Source organism: Ruegeria sp. AB5 (assembly GCF_056542645.1).
The window spans coordinates 47,298-69,269 of record NZ_JBQGAE010000007.1 but is presented as its reverse complement, the minus strand read 5'-3'; the positions used below and the strand labels follow the sequence as shown (position 1 = coordinate 69,269).

25 protein-coding genes are annotated in these 21,972 nt (G+C 55.9%); 14 read left to right on the top strand and 11 right to left on the bottom strand.

Annotation, left to right across the window (positions count from 1 at the left end; all coding sequences use genetic code 11):
* Positions 1-2 precede the first annotated feature (2 nt).
* From ACR0L4_RS13750 to ACR0L4_RS13690, 13 genes are all read left to right on the top strand, one after another.
* Entirely contained in the window at positions 3-281 is a 279-nt protein-coding gene (locus tag ACR0L4_RS13750; RefSeq protein ID WP_152460684.1) for a VirB3 family type IV secretion system protein, read from the top strand.
* A complete protein-coding gene (locus tag ACR0L4_RS13745) occupies positions 274-2,640 on the top strand; it encodes a VirB4 family type IV secretion/conjugal transfer ATPase (protein WP_170666374.1) in 2,367 nt (788 codons plus the stop codon). The genes ACR0L4_RS13750 and ACR0L4_RS13745 overlap by 8 nt, the downstream gene beginning before the upstream one ends.
* Complete coding sequence (locus ACR0L4_RS13740; protein ID WP_256368715.1) at positions 2,637-2,771, top strand: hypothetical protein; 135 nt, start codon at positions 2,637-2,639, stop codon at positions 2,769-2,771. Before ACR0L4_RS13745 ends, ACR0L4_RS13740 begins: the two co-directional genes overlap by 4 nt.
* A complete protein-coding gene (locus tag ACR0L4_RS13735; RefSeq protein WP_170666370.1) occupies positions 2,771-3,517 on the top strand; it encodes a type IV secretion system protein in 747 nt (248 codons plus the stop codon). Before ACR0L4_RS13740 ends, ACR0L4_RS13735 begins: the two co-directional genes overlap by 1 nt.
* On the top strand, positions 3,514-4,014 hold the full coding sequence (locus tag ACR0L4_RS13730) for a hypothetical protein (RefSeq protein WP_170666366.1): 501 nt from the start codon (positions 3,514-3,516) through the stop codon (positions 4,012-4,014). Before ACR0L4_RS13735 ends, ACR0L4_RS13730 begins: the two co-directional genes overlap by 4 nt.
* The gene (locus ACR0L4_RS13725; protein ID WP_170666362.1) at positions 4,011-5,066 is read left to right on the top strand and encodes a TrbL/VirB6 family protein; all 1,056 of its coding nucleotides are present in this window, start codon (positions 4,011-4,013) and stop codon (positions 5,064-5,066) included. Before ACR0L4_RS13730 ends, ACR0L4_RS13725 begins: the two co-directional genes overlap by 4 nt.
* A gap of 26 nt (positions 5,067-5,092) precedes the next feature.
* Positions 5,093-5,728, top strand: a complete 636-nt coding sequence (locus ACR0L4_RS13720; RefSeq protein ID WP_170667822.1) for a VirB8 family type IV secretion system protein — start codon at positions 5,093-5,095, stop codon at positions 5,726-5,728.
* Positions 5,728-6,543, top strand: a complete 816-nt coding sequence (locus ACR0L4_RS13715; RefSeq protein WP_170666357.1) for a TrbG/VirB9 family P-type conjugative transfer protein — start codon at positions 5,728-5,730, stop codon at positions 6,541-6,543. The genes ACR0L4_RS13720 and ACR0L4_RS13715 overlap by 1 nt, the downstream gene beginning before the upstream one ends.
* A 116-nt stretch (positions 6,544-6,659) precedes the next feature.
* Positions 6,660-7,226, top strand: a complete 567-nt coding sequence (locus ACR0L4_RS13710; RefSeq protein WP_216599851.1) for a hypothetical protein — start codon at positions 6,660-6,662, stop codon at positions 7,224-7,226.
* An 11-nt stretch (positions 7,227-7,237) separates the two neighbouring features.
* Positions 7,238-8,071, top strand: a complete 834-nt coding sequence (locus ACR0L4_RS13705) for a TraB/TrbI/VirB10 family type IV secretion system protein (protein ID WP_480513619.1) — start codon at positions 7,238-7,240, stop codon at positions 8,069-8,071.
* 205 nt (positions 8,072-8,276) lie between these two features.
* Positions 8,277-9,290, top strand: a complete 1,014-nt coding sequence (locus ACR0L4_RS13700) for an ATPase, T2SS/T4P/T4SS family (RefSeq protein WP_152460675.1) — start codon at positions 8,277-8,279, stop codon at positions 9,288-9,290.
* Between the two features lie 12 nt (positions 9,291-9,302).
* Positions 9,303-9,461 (top strand): DUF4177 domain-containing protein, encoded by a 159-nt coding sequence (locus ACR0L4_RS13695; protein WP_152460674.1) that lies wholly within the window; start codon positions 9,303-9,305, stop codon positions 9,459-9,461.
* The gene (locus ACR0L4_RS13690) at positions 9,454-11,346 is read left to right on the top strand and encodes a type IV secretory system conjugative DNA transfer family protein (RefSeq protein WP_152460673.1); all 1,893 of its coding nucleotides are present in this window, start codon (positions 9,454-9,456) and stop codon (positions 11,344-11,346) included. Before ACR0L4_RS13695 ends, ACR0L4_RS13690 begins: the two co-directional genes overlap by 8 nt.
* A 214-nt stretch (positions 11,347-11,560) precedes the next feature.
* Here the strand turns inward: ACR0L4_RS13690 and ACR0L4_RS13685 are convergent, their stop codons facing one another.
* From ACR0L4_RS13685 to ACR0L4_RS13675, 3 genes are all read right to left on the bottom strand, one after another.
* Positions 11,561-11,983, bottom strand: coding sequence for a c-type cytochrome (locus tag ACR0L4_RS13685; protein WP_170474328.1), 423 nt, complete (start codon positions 11,981-11,983; stop codon positions 11,561-11,563).
* A gap of 161 nt (positions 11,984-12,144) precedes the next feature.
* Positions 12,145-12,612 carry a DUF411 domain-containing protein gene (locus tag ACR0L4_RS13680; protein WP_170417767.1) on the bottom strand — a complete coding sequence of 156 codons (468 nt, stop codon included), beginning with the start codon at positions 12,610-12,612 and terminating at the stop codon, positions 12,145-12,147.
* Positions 12,613-12,686: 74 nt separating this feature from the next.
* Complete coding sequence (locus ACR0L4_RS13675; protein ID WP_170417770.1) at positions 12,687-13,316, bottom strand: cation efflux transmembrane domain-containing protein; 630 nt, start codon at positions 13,314-13,316, stop codon at positions 12,687-12,689.
* Between the two features lie 74 nt (positions 13,317-13,390).
* Here ACR0L4_RS13675 and ACR0L4_RS13670 point away from each other — a divergent pair, with 74 nt between their 5' ends.
* A complete protein-coding gene (locus ACR0L4_RS13670; protein ID WP_170417773.1) occupies positions 13,391-13,807 on the top strand; it encodes a MerR family transcriptional regulator in 417 nt (138 codons plus the stop codon).
* A 209-nt stretch (positions 13,808-14,016) separates the two neighbouring features.
* Here the strand turns inward: ACR0L4_RS13670 and ACR0L4_RS13665 are convergent, their stop codons facing one another.
* The 8 genes from ACR0L4_RS13665 to ACR0L4_RS13630 form a co-directional block, all read right to left on the bottom strand.
* Complete coding sequence (locus ACR0L4_RS13665) at positions 14,017-15,054, bottom strand: hypothetical protein (RefSeq protein ID WP_170417776.1); 1,038 nt, start codon at positions 15,052-15,054, stop codon at positions 14,017-14,019.
* Between the two features lie 87 nt (positions 15,055-15,141).
* Positions 15,142-16,977, bottom strand: a complete 1,836-nt coding sequence (locus ACR0L4_RS13660) for a relaxase/mobilization nuclease domain-containing protein (protein WP_170417779.1) — start codon at positions 16,975-16,977, stop codon at positions 15,142-15,144.
* Positions 16,974-17,393, bottom strand: coding sequence for a hypothetical protein (locus ACR0L4_RS13655; RefSeq protein WP_170417782.1), 420 nt, complete (start codon positions 17,391-17,393; stop codon positions 16,974-16,976). The genes ACR0L4_RS13660 and ACR0L4_RS13655 overlap by 4 nt, the downstream gene beginning before the upstream one ends.
* A gap of 472 nt (positions 17,394-17,865) precedes the next feature.
* On the bottom strand, positions 17,866-18,066 hold the full coding sequence (locus ACR0L4_RS13650) for a hypothetical protein (RefSeq protein WP_170417785.1): 201 nt from the start codon (positions 18,064-18,066) through the stop codon (positions 17,866-17,868).
* A gap of 683 nt (positions 18,067-18,749) precedes the next feature.
* On the bottom strand, positions 18,750-19,292 hold the full coding sequence (locus tag ACR0L4_RS13645) for a hypothetical protein (protein WP_170417788.1): 543 nt from the start codon (positions 19,290-19,292) through the stop codon (positions 18,750-18,752).
* Positions 19,293-19,314: 22 nt separating this feature from the next.
* On the bottom strand, positions 19,315-19,605 hold the full coding sequence (locus ACR0L4_RS13640) for an addiction module antidote protein (protein ID WP_152460667.1): 291 nt from the start codon (positions 19,603-19,605) through the stop codon (positions 19,315-19,317).
* 5 nt (positions 19,606-19,610) lie between these two features.
* Positions 19,611-19,904 (bottom strand): type II toxin-antitoxin system RelE/ParE family toxin, encoded by a 294-nt coding sequence (locus ACR0L4_RS13635; RefSeq protein WP_170417791.1) that lies wholly within the window; start codon positions 19,902-19,904, stop codon positions 19,611-19,613.
* Positions 19,905-20,019: 115 nt separating this feature from the next.
* Entirely contained in the window at positions 20,020-21,885 is a 1,866-nt protein-coding gene (locus tag ACR0L4_RS13630) for a ParB/RepB/Spo0J family partition protein (protein WP_170417794.1), read from the bottom strand.
* Positions 21,886-21,972: the final 87 nt, after the last annotated feature.

Here is a 21,972-nt window from a genome sequence, read left to right as displayed (position 1 = left end):
TGATGCCGCGCCGCAATACGGTCTTTCGCGGCCTGAGCCGCCCCGCAGAATGGGGCGGCTTACCCGTGATCTATCTGCTGGTGATCCTCGGGATGACCATGCTTTCGTTCTTCATGTTCGGGATAGCGCCAGCAATCATTGCGGGTTTTGTTTTCTACACCGGGCTTCGCCTCTTTTACGAATGGGAACCGGCTTTCTTCCGCGTCCTGTCCGTAACCCTTTCCAAAACTCCGCGCACCAAAAACCGCCAGCATCATGGGGGAGATTACTATAGTGCCTAAGCCTGCTGCACAGGATTTGTGGACCCTTGCCCGCTCGTTGATCGAGCCGAGCTGGCGCAAGGATGAAATGAGCCTCTTTCAGATGTTGCCGTATGGCTATGTCGTGGACGATGAGGTCATTTCTACACGCAACGGTGGCCTCATCGCCGCTGCAGAAATCACCGGAATCAACGCAAACACGCTGGACGAAAACGAGTTCGAGTTCCTGGCCGAACGGTTTGAGCGTGTATTGCGCACGACACCCAATGAGGTGGCCTTTTATGTTCATCGACTGACCGTCCCAGCTGAGACTGGTCATGTCATCACAGATCCAACCGGCTTTGCCGGTGCAGTGGCGCAGGCCATGCGCTCAGCGTCCGTCGATGCAGAGCTGAAAGAACGCAAGATCATCATCAGCGCCATTCTGCAAAAGCGGCAGGATGAGCGGGCAAAACAGATGTTCGGCATGTCGTCTGGAACGATAGACGAGGAACGCCGCGAAATGATGGAACAGCTCGACGGTGTGTTCACAACACTGGCGGGCACGCTGGGCGAGGCCCGTATGCGCCGGCTGAAGCTCAGCGAGGGGCGTTGGCTCGGCTATTATGGAATGCTGTTGAACGGTCGGTATCAGCCGATCATTCACACGAACATTGCAGAACCCATCGCCTTCAACATGCCGCAAGAGGATGTGCTGTTTCAGGGCAAGCGCGGCAAACTGGTCACGGGCGACGATCAGGAACGCTCCATCCGTGTCTATTCCCTGAAGAATTACCCGATGGCTTCGTTCCCCGGCATTTTCGACGGGCTAGACCTGCCGGTTGATGTCGTGATTTCGCAATCCTTCCTGCCGATCAGCCGCGCCCAGGCGCAGGAAATGGAACGCCGCAAGTCGGGACAAATGCGCTCGGCAGGCGACAAGGCAAAGTCGCTTGAAGAGGATTTGTCCATTCTGGCGGACGGCATTGCCTCCGGCACCATGTCACTCGGCAAGCACCACCTGTCGATCTGCGTGTTTGGGAACGAGGAAGATCTGAAAACCGCCGAAAAACACATCATCGGTGAAATCCAGATTTCGGGCGGCACGGTCAAACGCGAAGCGATGTCGGCGCGGTCGGTGTACTTCGCGCAGCACCCCGGCAACTTCGCATTCCGTCCTCGTGAAGAACTGATCACGGACCAGAACTTTGCGGACATGGTTGCGTTCCACATGCGGCCAAAGGGTTTGGATGCGGAAAAGCTGCCCTGGCCGGGGCCATTGGCGACTTTCCCGACAACGCACGGGGACAGCTACGATGTTTCGCTGCACCTTCCCAAGACCAGTAAGGACGCCGAAAACCTGCCCTCCGGGCATACGATCGTTCTTGGACCGAACGGCTCGGGTAAAACCGTGATCGCAATGCTGCTGGCAACAATGGCGGTGGCACAGGGCGCGCGGATTATCGCTTTTGACAAAGACCGGGCAATGGAGGCTCCGATGCGGGCGCTTGGTGCGCAGTACACCCGCGTCCGAGTTGGTGAACCAACCGGCATGAACCCGTTTCAGACCGAGACGGATGAGGCTGGGCAAAGCTGGCTCGCCAACTGGGTCATTGCCCTGTTGAGCTATGACGAACCACTGACCACCGATCAAAAGGATGAAATAACGCGGGCTTGCCAAGCCAATGCCACTTTGCCGCCTGCGCTTCAGAACTTCGATTCACTGGTGGAACGGTTCAGAGCCTTTGACGATGACAAGAACCTGTACAAGCGTGCAAGTGAATGGGCTGGCGACGGGCGTTTGTCGTGGATGTTTGGCGAGGGTGGCACAGATCCTTTTGCCTCTGACGATCGGCATCTTGTGTTCGACATTTCTGAGGTTCTGGATGACGAGTTGGTCCGGTTGGCATGGATCAGCTACGTCATGCGCCAGATCGAGCGCCGTTGTGCTGCGAAAGTGCCCACTGTCTTTGTGATTGATGAAGCCTGGGTGATCGCAGGCAACCCCTACGGCGCAGAAATTCTCAAGAACGCTTACACCACATACCGGAAGCTGAACGTCATGATGATGATGATGACGCAGATCCCCGATCACATCCTGTCGTCAGCGGCAAGTAAGTCGATCCTGGAAAACACCAGCACGCAGCTCTTGTTCCCCTCCCGATCCGGCAATGAAGCAGACTACCGGGCAATCGGCTTGAACGATTCAGAGCTGGGCGCACTGAGGGCGCATTTTGGCGACCGCGTAATGCTCATGAAGAAAGGTGATGAGAGTGTTTGGCTCGATGTCGATGTCGGCGCTCTCGGCCCGCTTCTTCGTGTTTTGAGCGGATCAGACGGCAAGTCGTTCCCTGATCCTGACTGGCGACAAAACCCCAACTTCTGGAAGGAAATCACATGAAATCCCGCCTTGTAATCGCCCTTGTTGTTCTGGCCGCCGTTGCCGCCTGCACCAACACCTATTCGGGCTATCGCAGCAAATGCGCCTGTGACTTCGAACGAATGGGTCCTGCAGAATTGGAGCTGGCGTGATGGACAACTTGAAGCACATCCGCACAACCATTGCTGTTTTGGTTCTGGCCGCCCTGCCCGTCACGGCATCGGCCCAGGGTGTCCCGGTTGTTGATTCAGCGGCAATCGCACAAGACGCCGCCAATTCGGCCCGCGAAGTCGCGGAAATGGTCCGCCAGTACGAACAGCTAATGCAACAATATGAGAAGCTCGAGCAGCAGCGCGCAATGTTGGAGAACTCGTTCAAGGCCATTTCTGGTCTGACAGATTTGGACGAGTTCAACAGCCGCAGCTTTTTGAAGCTGGCAACGGCAGCTGACACGCTTGGATACGCCCTGGATGCAGCGGAGGGCGGTATCACCGGCCTGCCCGATGTCGCAGCGCAGGCAATGGAACGACGATCCATCAACCTCGGCCTGAACGATGGCATCTTGTCCGAGTTCAGCACGTCAGACGTGCCAGCCCGGCGCATTCTGTCAGAGCGAGGTGGCGCTGGCTTGATGGCGTCCGCTCTGGGCGAACAGGGCTATGACATGGCGGGCAAACTCTCCGAAGACGCCGAAAAGCTGCGCGGTGAAATCGGTCAGCAAGAAGATCTGAAGGATGCAATCGACTACAACACAGCGGTTCTTCTGAAACTCCTGCAAGTTGAAATTGAAATCTTGCGCGCAACCTCGGCCAATGCCCTGGCGTCGGGCACGGATCTGGCTGCAAACGCAGCGGACCTAAAGACGCTTAGCAATTACGCAAGAGGAGAAACCCAATGAAAAGCCGCTCCACTTTCGCCCTGATCACACTGACGGCGACGCTTTTAGCGTCGTCGGCCAGTGCTGAGGCCAGACTTCCGTTTCCCCCCAATGTTGATTGGACATTTGGGGAATATCGGACCTGTCTTGGTTATTCGGGCGTGCGAGCGTTCAAAAAACCCCTGAAGGAATACGGGGTTGAACAGCTCGCCAACGCTGGTCAGGGCGCGGATCAACAGTATGTCGTTGGCAACTGGACCGATGCCATTTTGAATGAGCAAGTGATAGCTGCTCATGAATTTGCCATAGAGCAATGCCGCCTGCGCAAAGCCGATGAAGCATTCAGCACTGAATGCCCGCTCGGTAACCTCAGCCGCGAAGCTGCAATCAAGTTGGTGGGCGCAGACCAGGGCGATTTCTGGTCGAAGCCATCCAGCGAACTCAAATCGCTCAAAGAAACGCAGCAAGAACGCTTGGAAGCGCTGCGCCCTGCAATTGAGGAGGCTTGTGGGTCGTGATTCAGGATTTCGTCAGCTCGATTGAATCAGCAATCAGCAACTTTTCTCAGCAAGCATACACCAGCCTTGCGGCGGATCTCGCATCCGCCCTCTGGGCTATTGCTGCGCTGATCTTTGTAGCGATGCTGATCAACGGCGTACTTCAGATCAGAGAAATTGGGTTTGGTGGTTATGTAGGCTGGATCATTCGGGCGACGATCATCATCGGAATGGCGTCGAGCTGGTCCTTTTTCCAACCAATCTATCAAGGCGTCCAAATCTTGCCGGACAGTATTGCCGGGGCACTCACTGGAACCACAAATGTATGGCAAGCGTTGGATGAGATTGCGCTTCAGTGTTTCTTGATGGGCCAGCAGGCCATTGAAAACGCGACCTGGGGCCTGAGCATCACCGGAGCTATTCTCTGGGTTGTTGGGGCCGTCATCGTTGCTTTTGGCACTGGCATGGCACTCATCGCAAAAGGCGGTCTGGCGGTCCTGCTGGGTCTAGCGCCTGTTTTCATTGCAACGCTGCTCAGCTCGGCCACAGCCAATATCTTCGCAGCCTGGGCGAAAACGACTGTGGGCCTCATCATGGTCATTGTCGTTCTGACAGGCATCGTTTCTCTTATTCAGGCGCTTTTCGCTTCGGAACTTGGTTCCTTGTCTGATGTTAATGACATGGAAGCCAGCGGACGTTTTCTCGCAATCTGCATCGTGGCTATCGTCATGCTCACGCAAATCCCGTCACTGGCTGGCGGCATGTCTGGCGCGATAGTTTCGGCATCCTCCGGTCTTGCTGTGGCAACCGGCGCGGTTGCAGCCGCAAGAAGTGCATTGGGCACTGCCAGCGATGGCGCAAGGGGTGCAGTAGCCGGTGGCAAAACCGCCGCCGCGATGGCTTCCGCAGCACGTGACGGGACTGGCGTTCGTGACAGCGCGTCTCGCGCAATGCAAGCGCGTCGGGACATAGCGCACAGAGCCCGAAATCAGGATGGGGCAGCTCGTCAGAGCTACGCCGCTGACCGTTACCGGCAGAGCATTCGACAAGCTCGCGCCAATAAATCTTCATAAATCGAGGTACAGAGCAAATGTCACACGTGACAGATCACGAAAAAGAACTCTTTCTGGGCGCACGCCGCGATGCCTTCAAATGGCAGGTATTCGGCATGGTCGGCATGGCAATGGGCGTGGCCTCTATGATTGGCTGGGCGATGCTCCTTCCCCTGAAGGAAATCCGCGCGGTGCCATTCTCCATTGATCCGGACACGAAACTGCCAGTCCTGCTCACTGAAAAGGTGGAAGAATTGGAACCGACGGAGGCAATGGCCTTCCGTGAAGTCGCAAATTATGTGCGCGACCGGGAAACCTATGATGTCCAGGACAATAACGAGCGCCTGAAATCGGTGCTGCGTCGTTCTGATGAGTTGGCCGAAACGTCCTACCGCGAACTGTGGGATGGGTCGAACGACAACCATCCGGACGAAATCTATACGCCCAAGACAAAGGTGCAGACCGAAATTCTGGGCGTCTCGCCGGTCAACGATGAGACGGTGCAGGTCGAGATCCGCAAGTCCCTGATCGTGCCAAACCAAGCAACGGCGACAGCCCGCTACGTGGTCACAGTGACCTACGGGTTTGAGGAGAAAATCGTGACGTCGATGGGTGAGCTTCTGGAAAATCCATTTGGCTTCGTTGTCACCAACTACCGCGTAGACACCATGGGGAACATCTGATGTTTCGGCCCTTAATAACACTCACCCGCGTCATGGCTGCAACCCTGACGCTCTCAACACCTCTGCTCGCTGAAATCACACCAACGCCAGACGGAAAGAACGCGGATCACCGCATCACGCATTTCCATTACGTCGACAACCAGGTGTACCGCATCCCTGTGGGTGAACGCCTGATTACCTATGTTCACTTTCCGCAGGGCGAAACCGTCCGCAGCATTGGTGCGGGCGACACTGAAAGTTTTCAGATCACTCGCCTGCAGGAAGGTCGCGTTATTGCGTTCAAGCCGGAAATCCTGAACTCGGATTCAAACCTGACCGTCCTGACCAATCGCGGGACATACAACTTCTATTTGGTTCCGGCCGAGAGCGCCGCCGAACGTAAGCGAGTACCGTTCCGGGTCACGTTCTATAACAAGAACAACAGCGGCGGGACCACAACGCGTCGCGGCACAGTCGCTCGGAGCGAGCCGAAGCCAACTGGCCGGTTTGTGAACCAGAACTACTCGCGCTCGGGCAAAGCGGACTTTGCGCCCACCGCCGTTTGGGATGATGGCGTTCACACTTACATGCATATCCCACAGGATGCGGAGCTGCCCGGTATCTTCCGTGTCCTGCCTGATGGACGTGAGCTGATGGTGAACACCACAGTCAAAGAGCGCGGCATTATCCAGGTGCAGGGCCTTTCAGATCTTTGGACACTGCGCATTGAGGACACTTCAATCTGTGTTCGAAACGATGGCGACGAGTTTCAGCAGGCGAGTGCAACGGGCAGGCCCGTTACTTCACAGACAGTTAAACCGGGGGGCAGCAAGTAATGAACCGCGATCAGACAATTGCAGCACGGATTGCAGCGGAGCAACCACCTCAACGTATGAGAAAGAGGTTCGAGCCCAAGAAGCTCATCGCTGTCGCTGTTGCCGGAGCGGTGTTCGTGAGTTTCGCTTGGTTCGTATTGGGCGACGAAAGCAAAGGCGGGAACACGGGCGTTCGCGTTGACGCTTTGCAACAAGGTGGTGGCGAGCGATATGGGCTTTTGACCGCACGGGGACCAGAGGTCGATGAGCCAGAACCAGAGGCTTTGCCCGAGGAAATTGCGGTGGCAACGCCCGCCTCAACTCCACAGCCGGTTGAATTCATTGGGTTTGATAAAGCCTTGAAAACCATCGAGCAACAGAATGGCCGGATTTCCGACCTGCAAGACGAGCTGACGGATGCCAAAGTTTCGCTGTCAGAAAAAGACGGTGAAATCGCAACGCTGAACCTGACCAATGAACGCCTTCAGGTCAGATATGATGAGCGAGAGAAGAAGTTCCAGACGGAACTTGCCCAGGCCATCGCAGATGCGGAGGCCCGGGCACTTGCCAGCGTAAGCCACCTTCAGGCGCAAGGTCTGACCGATGACGAGCGGCGCAGACTCGAAGAACTGAAGAAAATGCGCCAGCGGCAGAACCAGTCGGACGGCATTGTGTTCGATGAAAACCCATACGGCAGAAACTGATGGAGCTGACGATGAACAGAACAGCACTCACCCTCGCCCTGGTCACGTTGGCCTCAAGCGCGATGGCACAGGACGCACCCGGTCAAAACTACCAGCCGATCAATGGTGGATCGCAGCCGGTCATTTTCCAACCCTTCCCTGCAGCGCCGCAGCCGGTTCAAGTCCAGCCAGACGACACCCGCCTGCCTGAAGATCAACGCGGCTATCAGGAAAACCAAAACACGACATGGCAAAACAATCTGGTCGAAGAATATCCCCCCATCGTCGGGGCCTCGATCATTGACGATCCGTCGCGCACCCTGACGCAAGGCACGGTTTTGTCGGCTGTGTTCGGTGGCGCGGTCAGCTCGGAGTTGCCCGGCAGTGTCGTGGCGACGATTACACGTGGCGTCTACTCGATGGACGGCACGCGTTTGCTTCTGCCGCGCGGATCGAAGCTCTTTGGCGAGTATCGAGCGGACACGACATTGGCGCAAACGCGCATCATGATCGTTTGGAGCCGTGTCATCACGCCTGACGGCCTGTCAACTCAGGTCGGATCGGCTGGTACGGACGGTCAAGGCCGGACTGGTGCGACCGGCAGGGTGAACACACACTTTGGGAAACGGTTCGGAACTGCAGCGCTGTTGTCCATCATCGGCATTGCGCCGGTGGCACTGGTCTCTGACAACGATAGCAACAACTCGGTTCGCACTGATCTGGCAACGCAAGTGGGGTCTAACCTGCAGAACGCTACGGCAGCGGCGCTTGATGAATACCTGCGCATTACTCCGACAATCTTTGTCGATCAGGGCAGTCGCATCAACGCCATCCTGCAGCGCGACGTTGTGTTCGATAGCTTCTGAGCGCGAGCCAATGAGCCGACCGCCTCAGCAGTCTTTCCGGCCGCTGCCAGCATGATCGAGTGCGGTAGCGGCCTTTTTTGAAGCAAATTCAGCACTTTTTGGAAGCAATGAATCTTATGTGGATGCCTTCGTGTTCGAGGCAAAGCCGAGATGCAGCGAAGGCAACCTCCAGTGTTCAAAAAAGTGCTCTACCAAGGACAAGAACATGAGCGGGCGGAACGGCAATAGCCTTCTGGAATACTATACAGGCAAGATCGAGCATCTGTTGCACGATGAAAGCCTGAGCGAAATTTCTGTGAATCCTGACGGATCGGTCTGGGTCGAAGAAATGGGCACAACACACATGACCAGGACAGACATTACTCTGAACAGAGATGATGTGGAAAACATCGGGCGCTGCGTGGCCGGATTCAGCGATGTGACATTCGGAGAAAAGAAGCCGATTGCGACGGCCAACGTGCCGACACAGCAGGGTAAAGCGCGGGTGCAGGTTGTGATTCCGCCAGCAACAACCGGCGTGGGGTCCGTGGCGATCCGCCTGCTCCGCGTGAAAACCGTCGATCTGGGCGCGTTCAGCTTCGCCAGCAAAGAGGCGGCGTTGGCAGAAAACAATGATCACAGCGCGCTTGAAAAGGCTCGGGCTGCTCTCGCTGCCGGAACAATGAACTTTGACGAGCTGGCCGACCTTGCGATGCTAAGCAAATGGAACGTGATCATTGCCGGGGGCACCTCGTCTGGCAAAACCACTGTTCTCAATGCAATGCTGAAGCGCGTCGATCCTGGCGAACGGATCGTGACGATTGAAGAAGTGGCCGAGCTGGACATCGAGCAACCCAATTCTGTCGATCTACTTGCTGACCGTTCCGAAGAAGATGGCCCTCGATCACCAACAAAGCTGCTGGAATCGGCGCTGAGGTTACGGCCTGACCGCCTCGTCTGCGGTGAAATTCGGGGCGACGACGCAAATATGTTCCTGGAACTGGTGAACACCGGCCACGATGGTTCTGTTTGTACCATGCACGCCAACTCACCAGTAGATGCCATTGGACGTATGAGCAAGATGGTGCGTCGCGGATCTCCGACCGTTCAAAAGTCAGAAGTGGTCGATGACATCCGGGCCACCATTCACATGATCGTTCACATGAAGAAAATCGGTGACGAACGGAAGGTCAACGGAGTGATCTTCCCACCCCTGATGACCGCTGATCAACTTATCTGAAGGAGAAATAGAATGAAAAAATTTGAGTATCGTAATGTCTTGATGCGGGTAGAGGAAAATGCAGGCGAGAAGTTTGCGAAGCTCGGGCAAGACGGTTGGGAAATGGTCGGCGTCGTACCTGCCGAGTTTGGCATCGTGTGCTTCTTCAAACGCGAGCTGACCGATGGCTGAGTTTCAGGATCTACCCAAAGGCAAGAAGGTCGCGATAGCCGGTACTATGGGCTTTATCGCTACCTCGGCTTGCGCGGTGTTGGTGGTCGGGCTGGCTCTCGAATACATCAACACCAGAGGCTTTCGCGGGCTGGACATCTGGGCGATCCCAGAGAAGTTCATGGCACAGCCTGCAGAGACGCAGCAGATCATGGGTCTGGTGGCGGTGGTCGCAGTGGGTGTTTTGACCTTTGCATTTGTGGCGGCTGCGCTGCGTGGTCCCTCAACGAAATACGGTGATGCGACCTTTGCAAAGGCCCCTCAGCTCGTCCAGGAAGGCTATGCGTCGGTTCTGAAGCTCAAAGACAAATTGGATAGTGAAATCGTGTTTGCCAAATTTGGTGAGCCAAAGGACAAAAACGCGATCTACTATAAGCCCGGCCCCGGTGTCCAAAAGCCGCACGCGATGTTCATTGCCCCGTCTGGTTCGGGCAAAACCAGCGGCTTTGTGATCCCGAATGTCCTGCGTTTCAATGGGTCTTGCGTCGTCCTGGACATCAAGGGCGAGATTTTCCAGACAACCGGCGCGCGTCGGGCAGCAATGGGCGATGAGGTTTTTATGTTCGACCCCGAGAACCCCGACAAAAGCCACAGCTACAACCCTCTGCGCCGCGCAGCACGTGCCGACAATCTGGACCGGCGATGGGAAGAAGTGATTCAGGTTGCAACTCAGATGTTCGACACGCCCAGCTCGTCCGCGCAGGGCTTTATGGGTGGTGTTGAAGGCATGTTCTGCGCAATGGCGATGCTGGCGATCAAAAGAAAGCGGCCATACATTTCCGAAGTCCTGCGCCTGGTCAAAACGACCAAGCAAAAGGACTATGAGAAAATGGCTGAAGAAGTTGGATATGCGCGAGCTGCAGATGAGTTTCTGAATCTTGCAGCCGAAGAATCCAAAATCCTGCGGTCAACGATTTCGGTTATGTTGAACTCCGGCCTGCAGCTCTGGCGCAACCCGTCGGTAGCAAGAGCCACGCAGGGCAATGACATCAACTTTGAAGATCTGCGTCGGCGCCCCAGCTCGATCTACTTTTCCGTGCCAGGGAAAAAGGTCAAAGAGTTCCGGACGCTCATTCGCCTGTTCTTCCTCGATCTGGTGAACACCATCGAAACTGTTGAGCCGGGCGAAGATGAGCCGTTCAAGGTTTTGATGCTGCTCGATGAGTTCCAACGCCTCGGCCATCTTGAGCGCGTTGTTGAAGCCTATGACACCATGCGATCGTTCGGGGGCAGGCTCGTGGTGATTTCGCAAACACTGTCGCGCCTACAGGACATTTATGGGCACGAGGGTGTGCGGGCGATGCTGGCAAACGCTGGAACCCAGATGTTTGCCGCCTCAGAGGATTCCGAAGTACGCGAACATGTGTCCAGGTCCATCGGGGACAAAACGGTCATAAGCAAGTCGAAGTCTCGAGCACTCGGCAAGATGGAAATGGGCAGCATATCAGAGCGTGAAGAAGGCATTCGGCTGCTCCGGCCAGAGCACGTTGGTCGTCTGCCGGAAAACGAGGTTGTGCTGATCCGCGAAGGCAAGATGCCCGTGATTGCGAACAAGATTCGATATTTCGAAGATCCTTATTTCATGCAGTTCCTTGGTGGCGACACGCCAAAGATCAAAGGGACACACCTGGATCTTGCTGAAGAGCAGGCCAAGGATACGGCAAAGGCAGTGGCTGATGCGAAACCGGCCCCTGCCCCGGTGAAAGAGGTTTCTGAAAAAGACCAGGAACTTCAGGCGGCATTTGATGCGCAGCGCACGGTCGCAAAGCGGAAAAGTCGGTCAGCGAAAGATATGGCGATGGAGAAAATGAAAGCCAAACGGGCTGAAAGTAGCGCCTTCACTTGACGGGGGTAACAGGACGCGGCCGAACCGGACCTTACTTCAATATGCAGAGAACGGCAGGAGAGAGCCCTAACCTGCTCGTGCTGCGACTTACATATATGTCCGCTTCCGTGAAGCTTACTAGAATGGCGCATTGTCAGCTTTATGCCTGCTGAGAATTGTCGTCATAGTATCGACAGCAAAAACACTCATCAAAAACCAACAGATTGACGACAGATCAAGGGAACCCCGCACGCATATAAACGATGATCTTCCAAAGGTCTTCTTCGCTCAGCGCTTCCTTGAAGGCTGGCATGTCTGTTCCGAAGCGTTCGCCGCCCTCGGAAATTGCCCAAAGAAGGTACTCGTCCCCCGACATCGGCATCTGAACGAACCATCGTAGGAGAGCGGGAGAGGGCGCGAGCGAACGTCCGGCTTCACCATCGCCCAAACCCTCAGCTCCATGACAGCTTGCGCAGTTTTCCGTATATAGCGTCTTGCCCTCCGAAACATTCTCGGGCGTTGCACGAATGGTGCTCCGAGCCCCGCGGTAGGCTGCGGGCACGTCCTCGTTCATATACGTCCAATGTCGTTGCATGCGCTGCTGCTGGCCAGGCCCCATATTGCCGTGCCCCCAACCACGCATGTGCTCAGACCTCATGTGGTTAGATCCCATTGGCCCGTGACCCCACCAATCTCCTCGTTGTTGTTGTGCGCAACCCACTGTAGCAATGGTGATAGACAGAACGCTTAAGGTAAGAGTGCGTAATCCAAGCTTCGTCATCTTCTCCTCCTTACTGTTTCCGCTCGATGAACGTCGCCTCAGGCCGCTTCGTAACTCTTGAACACCTCGGTGCTACCGTCCTTGAGGATCAAAAACACGTCGTAGGCCTCACGACGATCTTCCGGCCCCATCCCAGGGGAACCGTAGGGCATGCCAGGAACAGCAAGTCCAACAGCACTGGGTTGCTCCTCCAGCAGACGACGAATGTCTGCAACCGGCACATGCCCCTCGATCATATAGCCATCGATCTCGCCTGTGTGGCAGGACATCATTTCTTCGGGAATGCCGTTGTCCAATTTGTGGCGGACAAGCTGTGTTCCAAAGCTGCGCTCCTCGGTAATGCGAAAGCCTTCCTGCCGCAGGATGTCGATCCAAACCTGGCAACAGCCGCAGTTCGGATCCTTGAGAACACGGACGGAAGGCGTGTCTTGCGCAAACGCGGCAAATGGTACTGTGCTGGCAAAGCCAGCGGCGTAAGTCAGTACTTGGCGGCGTTTCAGGTTCATGGCGAGAGTCCTTGGTATTTCCAACTAAATTGAGCCGATTTCGTATCATTCGAGATCAAAGGTCATAATCCACGTCAAACATGCTCATGTTCGCCAACTTCCCGACGCTCGGCGAGCGCTTGGCGCACGATCTGGAAAGCAGAGGAAAGAAACAACGTTGCCATGACCGCCGCAACAATCAGGTCAGGCCAACCGCTAGCTGTGCCCCAGACGCCTAAAGCTGCAAACATAACGGCCACATTGCCAATGGCGTCATTACGCGAACATAGCCAGACAGAGCGCACATTTGCATCGCCGTCCTTGTAACGGACGAGCAAGAGAACACTTGCGAGATTGGTCATAAGAGCGAAAAAGCCAACGATGCCCATGATCTCGGCCTCCGGCACTCCGACATAGAACACCCGGTACACGGTCGATCCAAACACCCAAAGACCCATCAGCAGCAAGCTCACCCCTTTCGCCAGAGCGGCATTGGTGCGTGCACGGATTGAAGCCCCGATCACTGCCAGCGAGATACCGTAGGTCAAAGCATCCCCAAGGAAGTCTAGAGCGTCGGCCTGAAGTGCCTGAGACTTTGCATAGTGACCGGCAGTCATCTCGACGACGAACATCACCGCGTTCAGAGCAATGACAATCCACAGCCTCCTTTTGTAGTCGTCTGATACGCCGTCGAATTTGGCGTTGTGTCCGCAACATGCTGACATTGGGAAGCCCTTTTTGTATCTGTCGTGACCATAGTGTAGTGTCTCTAGTTACTAGAGGTTCAAGAGGTATTTTCATGTTTTCTATCGGGGAGCTTTCCAAGCGCACGAAGGTCAAAGTTCCGACTATCCGCTACTATGAGGAAATGGGCCTGCTTGCCGCACCAGAACGCACCGAAGGCAACCAACGGCGCTACGATGTGGCAGGGCTAGAGCGTCTCAGTTTCATCAAGCATGCACGCGATCTTGGTTTCTCAATTGAAGCGATCTCCGAATTGATTGTGCTTCAAGGCCACCCGGATCGTTCATGCCAAGCCGCAACGGACATCGCCGTCTCACAACTTTCCGAAGTAAGAGCAAAGATCAAACGACTACGGGCTCTTGAAAAAGAGCTGGTTCGGATTTCGAAGGGCTGTGATGACGAAGGAGTGTCAGAGAACTGCTATGTGCTCGCGTCTCTTGCCGATCATAAACTCTGTCACCACGATCACTAAACTATGAGCGGACATTGCTTTAGTCCCAGCGAAAGACTGTTTTGTCCGCTTCTTGCCTATTCAAACGTGGTGCAGCGAATGCCCGGAATGTCCAAGGACAAGAGTCCGTCCCAATCGGAACAGACCCCACATTACTCCAACCCGGTGGTCTCGCTGTTCCCGGCAACACATTCACCGGCGCGAACAATCATCTATCATGTCCTCCGTGGTTAAAGACTGTGTCCATCATACTCATGGACGTGGGTAGCCTGTTCGCGGGTATGGGCAATCTCTTGCACCACGGCGGCAATCTTGCTGGATGAAACTTGGTGCAGCTCACCAACAACGGCCTCCGCGCGCTCGTAGCTGTCCGGAACGCCTTGGCTGTTGAAATGGGCGGCAGCGGTGGAAATGTCCGCGTCTTTCCAAGTCGCCGTTGTGCCGATTGAAACGCTGTCATGATCGTTGTAGCGGGCCAGGAACTTGCTTCCGTCGAGACCGAAGCTGTGCGCGGTCGCCACAATGTCATCACGCACAGCCAGCCATTTTTCGGCTTCCGTGGGGTCCAGGTTGTCCAACTCGGCCGCATTCATGGATGTGGTGTAGCTGTCATCAGCCAAAGTGTATGCCTGCAGGTCGGTGTCATATGGGCGCAGTTCGGCAACATCGCCTTTCAACTCCCCGATCTGAACGTCCATTGCGGCACGCAAGTGTGGATCTTCGACCTCTCGTGCAAGAGCCTCCATGTTCTCGATGGAGTTCACGATGTCCTTGGTCTGCTGCTCGTAGTTCTCAAAGATGGCCTCCCCCAAAGCGGATTGCATATACTGAACATAGCGATCACCGGGCGACTGGTAGTCGTCGGACTCCTGAAAATCCTTGTCACCACTCAGATCCGCAAGGGACGAATAGTAAGGGTGATACAGATCGTATTCCTGAGCATCACTCATGTGCTGAGAAACCAAAGCCTGCATATCGTTCAGATCAACCGGCTCCCCTGACCGCTCCGCAGCTTCAAATTCGATTTTGAATTCTTCGACCAGATCTTGTTGCGCAGTATGTTCGTCAACACGGCGGTTGGCCTGGTCCTCGATGTCGAAGCTGTTTGAGGCGATGGCTGCACGATCAAAGCCCATCGCCTGCTGTTCTTTCCTGATGATGTCGATCTGCTCTGAAACGCGATCTTCACGCGGGGCGGATTGATCAAATCTGGAATAGGGTGCGAAGTGTTCGACTTCGTTCAAAAGATAGTCTGTACGCGAAACCATAGTTTTTCCTTTGCGAGTTGATGGAAAACTCTGTGATGGGTCTGCCTGGGGCGTTGGCGCGCGCATCAGGCAGACCGGTTAAAGTCCTTACAAGCTGTGCCCGTCATCGTCACCGCGCCCCTGCAAGAGCGGGTGCGTTGCGTGGGCGTGAACGTCTGAAAGTTCTTCTGAGATTGCGATGATCCTGGAAGACGCAAGCTGGTGCAGCTCGTCAACAACGGCCTCAGCGCGGTCGTGGCTGTCGGGTAATCCTTGCGCCTGGAAGTGGGCCGCGGCGGTCGAAATGTCGTCGCTGCGCCATCCCATTGTTGTACCCAGGGTGACGTTCTGATGATCGCCAAAGCGGGCAACGAACGCCTCGCCATCGAGGCCGTAGCTGCTGGCCGTGTCGGTGACTTCTTTGCGGATCGCTGCCCACTTGCCGGCCTCTGAATAATCCAAGACATCCATTTCGGCAGTGCCCATTCCCATCATCGTTGAATAGCGGCGGTCCTCGATGATGAAGGCTTGAAGGTCCGGATCGTTGGTGCGCAGGTCCGCAACGTCGCCCTTCAACTCGCCAATTTGAATATCCATAGCGACACGCAGATGAGGGTCGTCAACCTCACGGGCCAGCCCTTCCATCTTGTCGATGGATTGCAGCAATTCTTTGGTCTGAGTCTGGAAGTCCTCATAGGCCCCCTTGCCCAAGGTGTCCTGTATATAGACCTCGTACCGGCGTGCTGCCGGGGCATAATCAGCGGACGACTGGAACGCCTTGTCATCGACAATATCAGCAAGGGCAGACAGATACGGATGGCTCTGTTCGTTGTCCCGAACGTCGCTGATATGGGCAACAACCTGAGCCTTCAGCTCGGGTGCGATTGTTTCCTCAGAACCGCCTAATTCGATGTGTCGCCGCAAGTTGCTCATGACTTCGGGCGACACATAAGACGGGTCTCCTGGCTCGCCGTAATCATCAAAATGATGGGCTTGATCCAGCAGATGTTCCATTCTCGATACCATAGGTTCCTCACTTTCAACGAGTTGGATGGCAAACTCTTCGATCCGGTCTTTGACAGCGTTGGCGCGCTCATCAAACAGATCCGACATTCTTGCGATGGAGAGTGTCATCACATCACCGGCCATGTCGCGGGCCGTAACTTCAACCTCCGGAGTGCTTTCAACAACAGACAGTCCGGCCTGAACCTTCCACGTGTCGGTCTCAACTTCCTGCCGCAAACCGCGCTCAAGGCGGGTCGTTGCGGTCAGCTCAATTCCGTATCCTTCGGCAACCTCAACCTGGATAGAGCGCTGAACGTCGATGTTCATGTCGCTGCTCATACCCATAGCCAACCACTGCCCATGTTCCACGCCTCGGTTATTCACAACGATGTGGACATGGGGGTTGTCAGTGTCGTTGTGGAACACGGTCAGATAGTCCCAGGTATCGCCAAAATCACCGCTCCCAAACAGGCGATCCGCGAAGTCCAAACCGGCCTCATGCGCGGCATCCGGATAGGTGCCTTCGGGAAAAGAAACGATCATGTGACGGGTATAACCATAGTTGGTTTTCCCGTTGAAATCCTCGGCCCAGGTCTCGATCAGATCACTCACCTGATCGGCATCGAGCGGGGTCACACCATTGTCGCGGATGTCCAACACGCCCTCTGCCCTGACGGTCAGGTAATTGATCTGGCGGCGCAGCTCATGCGCTTTTTTCACCCCACCTTTGCGGACGTGTTTCACAACCGCCTCGGGCTTTCCAACCACAGCACCAAGCCGCGCCTTGATGGATGAGGCCCGCGAGATCATGAACTTCATGCGCTTGGCGGTTTGCAGCTGCTGGCTGATCTGCTTGGACCGATCGATACCCTTCTGCGCTTCCCGGAAGGCTAGCTCCAGAAAGTCCCCTGCCGTCAAATTGTGAGCCGCGACGTTCATGCTTCAGATGTCCTCTCATCGTCGCGCAAGATTCGGCGAATGGCGGAGTCTGGCTCTCGGTTTCGGCGGGCCGCGGTGATCAGCGCCTTCAGGTCTTGCCGGTGCTGGATGATCGCACGATGGAGGTTTTCGACATCGCGCCGGTCGTCATCGGTCCAGATCACCGAACCGCGTTTGGCCGATTTTGCGAGCTGATTGAGGTTGGTGTATCCACCCTGAACCTGCCGCAAGTGCGTCTGCCAGAGATCGACAACGGCCGGGTCAGGATCGAGATACCCGATCAGACGATAGATCAGTCGTTGGATGATCTGGTTGCGGCTCTTGGCCCCAAGCGACTGCACGGCCTCCTCCAAACGCACCAACGCATCTGACGGCAATCGAACGGAAAAGACAGTGGTGTCGCCGGGCTTGCTCAATGTATACCTCTGGTTGTTTTTATGACTTGTAACACAACTACCTTATCCTGTCATACTCTCCAAGAGGAAACCGGGGGTGATTTTAGAAATCCGTATTTTCTCAAATTGCCCCCGGAACAGTTTTGCTCTTGGAGGCAATCTCCACGCCGGGAAAAGGGTCCTGCCCCTTTTCCAGCCAGCAGGCGTGGGTGCCGGTGGACCGGCGCAGGGCAATCACGCAAAGCGGGAGCTGCCCGAACAGCGCCCGTCACATACCGGCACGTTCAAGGTCAGTATGGCATTTTCCGCGCGCCTCAGCGCGCTCAATGTCCCGCCGCTTTCGCGGCGGGTGTGGCAGGGTTGTCTGCTGCCGCATTGGGGCAGGTCGGCACCCCTGCCCGGTCTTAGGACCGCGCGCCACCTGTGGCGCATATGTGGTCCGGCCTGCGGCCGGAGCAGAAGAAAGGGCGGCTTGCGCCGCCCTGCCCTCCCGTCATTCGGTGACGGGATCGTCATCGGTGCGCTTCGGGAAGGCCACCATCTCAACGCCAGGGAACATGCTGTGCTTGACCTGGATCGAGGTGATGGTGCCGGTCTCATCGGTATTGACGAAGAGCACCCCGCATCGATCCCAGAATGTCTTGCCTTCTTTTTCACCGGTCTTGACGCTCAGTTTCAGAGTTTGAGTTGCCATTGTTTGATCCTCGCTATGGCGTGTTTCGATGAACAAGGGAAAAGCGGGCATCAAGGGGATGTCAGCAGGGAATTTGATCCGCGCGGAATGCGCCGCAGGCGCAGGGGACATTCCTTGTTGAAGCGCGGCGCCCGGCCCGGGCGCCGCGCGTCTTCCCCGACTGCCCGCTTATGTTCATCCCTTCAGAAACACCGCAGCCGAGGATCTTCTCCGGCAACGTACTTGAAACTGTCAGACCTGGTGAAAGGCAAGGCTTTCTGGGATCGCTGCGCGCGGAACATCTGAACAAAACGATGTCTTTGATGGCGGCAACATCACCTCGATCCGACACAGGCGCGGCGCTCAGTTCTAAGTTGGGGGTTGCCCTTCTGGGTCGGTATGACCGTCGTCGCAAAGGATGAAGAATGACGGACGGTGCAAACCGCCCTATCCAACTGGCGGAGGCCAAAGACCGGACGGTCCGGCCCTGGTCCGTGCTTGTGCGGATCAGGTAAACAGCCGGACTCAATTTGGATTGGCGGGTTCGGTAGGACGCCCCGGTAATCCGCAAGAACTCTCTCAAGCGCTGTCGCGGGGCGAGACCGGCGCACGGGCAGATACAGTGATGAGTACGCCAAGAAAAAGGCCCACCGAAGCGGGCCACGAGTTTAACCAAAGGAAAATCTGGAGGTATTCTTTACAGGCTAACGCTTGCGCGCGCGATCGACAACACCGTCAGCTGTGATCGTGGCAATGCGATCCTCTGTGCGGCGGGTCATTTCCACCCCGTCACCCGTCATATGCGCCTCGGCAAATTCCGTGAACTTGAAGATGCTGCCATCTGCTTCAACATGGGTTTCGTCCTCTGCCGAGCGCCGCTTCACCGATCCGTCATGGCGGATTTCGATGATCGTGTTGTCGGCCATTCGGACCGTCACGGTATGCTCATCTACAGCGACACCCTGCCACCAGGCATCTGCATCGCGGCGCACAACAATGCGGTTTGGGTGCAGCTTGATCTGCACGTCCTGTACCTCGTCCGGATCAGCGGCTTTGACGACCACGATGGCCTCCTGCGCGCTGGGATCACCATGGATCGACGCGCTCCCGTTTTTTGGCGGCCAGAGCTTCGGCTGTGTGCGCGGCTTGCCCTTCTGGTCTGTATGAAACCCGACGAACATCTGCGCGGATTTCCAGACGCGGCGGGCGGCTTTTTCAACCGTAGACGGAGCTGCATCGGTGGACATGGTGGATAGCCTTTAAAGTGGGTTAATTCACGTGCATTTTCGGGGTGAGCGTCACACCCACAGCGCTCAGCACTTTCAGCACCGTGCCAAACTCGGGATTGCCATTTTCGCTAAGTGCGCGGTAGAGGCTTTCCCGAGACAGACCAGATTTGTCGGCCACACTCGACATACCTTTGGCCTTGGCAACATCGCCAAGTGCCGACGCGATCAGCGCCGTGTCGCTGGTTTCAAAAGCCGCTTCAAGATAGGCTTGAATGGCTTCCGGGCTGTCCAGATAGTCAGCCGCTTCAAACTTCGTTGTTTTGACACCCATGTTTTTCACTCCAACTCTCTTGCCATCGCCTTGGCGGTTTTGATGTCGGCTTGCTGGGATGACTTGTCTCCCCCGCACAGCAAAACGATCAAAACGTCACCGCGCGACACATAGTAAACGCGATACCCCTTCCCTTCGGAGATACGCAGTTCACTCACACCTTCACCAACCGGTTTCACATCACCGGGATTGCCCAGGCTCAACCGCGTGATGCGAACCAAGATCCTGGCTCTCGCCCTTTGGTCCTTCAGGCCCTTGAGCCACTTGTCGAACAGGTCCGTCTTACGAATTTCTATCATACCTATATGTAGCCTACAGGCTACAACCTTTCAAGTCAAAACAACCTATACCATTGAACTAAAATCAAAAATCATTGCTGAAAAGCAGGGCGCGTTGCGCCCTGCCCTGCCAGTTTCAGAAGCAATCCGGCACCCATGCATCGATCCGGGCTTTCTGTGCCTCGGTCACGCCCAGTGCCTTTTGATGCTCTGGATCATTGAAGAGCTTGTGCAGCGCCTCGTTCTTGGCACCCTTTTTGGATTTCGCGAAGGCTTTGAACATGTCGGCGTCGATGTGCAGGTCCAGCAGGTCTTTGTAGAGATCATCCAGCTGCCAGCCTTTCAGACGCTTGAAGCAGTTTTCAGCCGAAGGGGTCCAGATCGCGCGCATGTCAGCCTCGATCTCAGCCTCGATCTCCGCCATGAACTCCGGGCGTTGGGTCAGAAACCGCCGGGCCAGAAAACCCGTGATCTCACCATTGCGGGTCTTCTTGCCCAGATCGCGAAACGCTTTGAACGCTTCCACGCTGCCTTGTGCGGCAATCTCGTGGAACTGGTCATAGGCTGCCTGTGCCGCTTCATCCCGTTCTCCGCCAAGACGCGGGTCGAGGATGAACTGGTCATCGATCTCGGGTGTGTTCCGCTCGGCACCACCATAGCCAAACCCAAACAGATTGCTGCTCAGACCGGAGGCCGGGGTGGCAAAGAAAGCAAACAGGCTCAACACATAATCAGGCTTGTCCAGCAGGGCCGTTTGAACCGCTGCCAGCCGGATCGCCACCATGTCGTCGATGAACTTCTGCGAATAAACTGGTTTTGGTTCTTCCTTGATCTCCGGTTCTTTGACCGGGGCCAGAACACCAGCCTCAATGGCAGCCTGAACATGTTCCGCCGCGACATAGGCCGGGGATGTTTTGATCTCGCCATTGTTGGTGACATAGACAAACACGCCGGACAGCTTGCGCTGCGCGTCAGAATAGAACGGCGCCGTATAGTCCTCAAGCGCGGCCAGCTCCTTTTCACCATCCGCGTCCAGAGCCTCACCCTCATAGAGTTCGGCAAGTTCGTCATACCGTTCGGCCTGTCCTTCGGTGAAGTCCCGGCTCACCATGTCCAAACGGTGCATGTCTTTCGTACCCGAGAACCCATAGGGAATGTAGCTTTCCTCATGGGTGTCCACCCAGTCCCAGCCTTCCGCGTCGCGCAGTTTTTCCGCTTCTACCGCCAGTTTCTCGGCAAACAGACGATCCAGTAACGCGCCTTCATTGAATAGGGTTTCATCGGCAAACAGATCAGCGGTGACGGTGCCGCCCGCCTCAACATAAGCCTTCTGCCCGACAAATACGGCCTTGCGGCTAGTGCTGCTAACAGCCTCCGACGTCAGTGCCTGTTTGACATCATGCTCACTGAACCACCGACATTCTTTGGCCCGTTCCAGAACCTCCAGAATTTTCTCTTCTTCGGTGCTGACGGTCATGGCCTTGGCCAGCCCCATGCTGATCTCACCGGCTTTGAGCGCATCCAGAACGGCGGCGGGCAGACTGGCAAGCGCGAGGCGGCGGCGCACATGGGATTCGGTCACGCCAAACGCATTGCTGATCTTGGCAATAGACAGAGATTTCTCGGCCATTTTGCCATAAGCACGGACCTCGTCCACAGGGTCCAGTTCTTCACGGGCGGTGTTCTCCGCATTGGCCCATTGCTCAGCCACGAAGGGATTGTCCGTGACCTTAACGGGAACCTGTGCCAGATCAGCGCGCTCAGTCACGGCGATGTTCAGAGCCCGTAGGCGGCGACCACCGGCAACGATTGCGACTTTGCCATCGGTATCGCGCAACCCGCTGAGGTTCTGGATCAAGCCACACATAACCAAACTGTCGGCCAGAAGTGCAATACCTTCCTCACCAACCTCCTGTCGTGGGTTGATGTCAGACAGGTAGAGATCGGACAGGGATACGGTTTCGATGGTTTCCGGTGCGGTGAATGTTTCGACTTTGCTCATGGGGCAAATCCTTGTTTGAGTGTTTGAGATCGTGTTAAGGGTGCCCTACCCCTTCCGGGGTAGAGCGGAGCCGTTTAGATGGCTGCG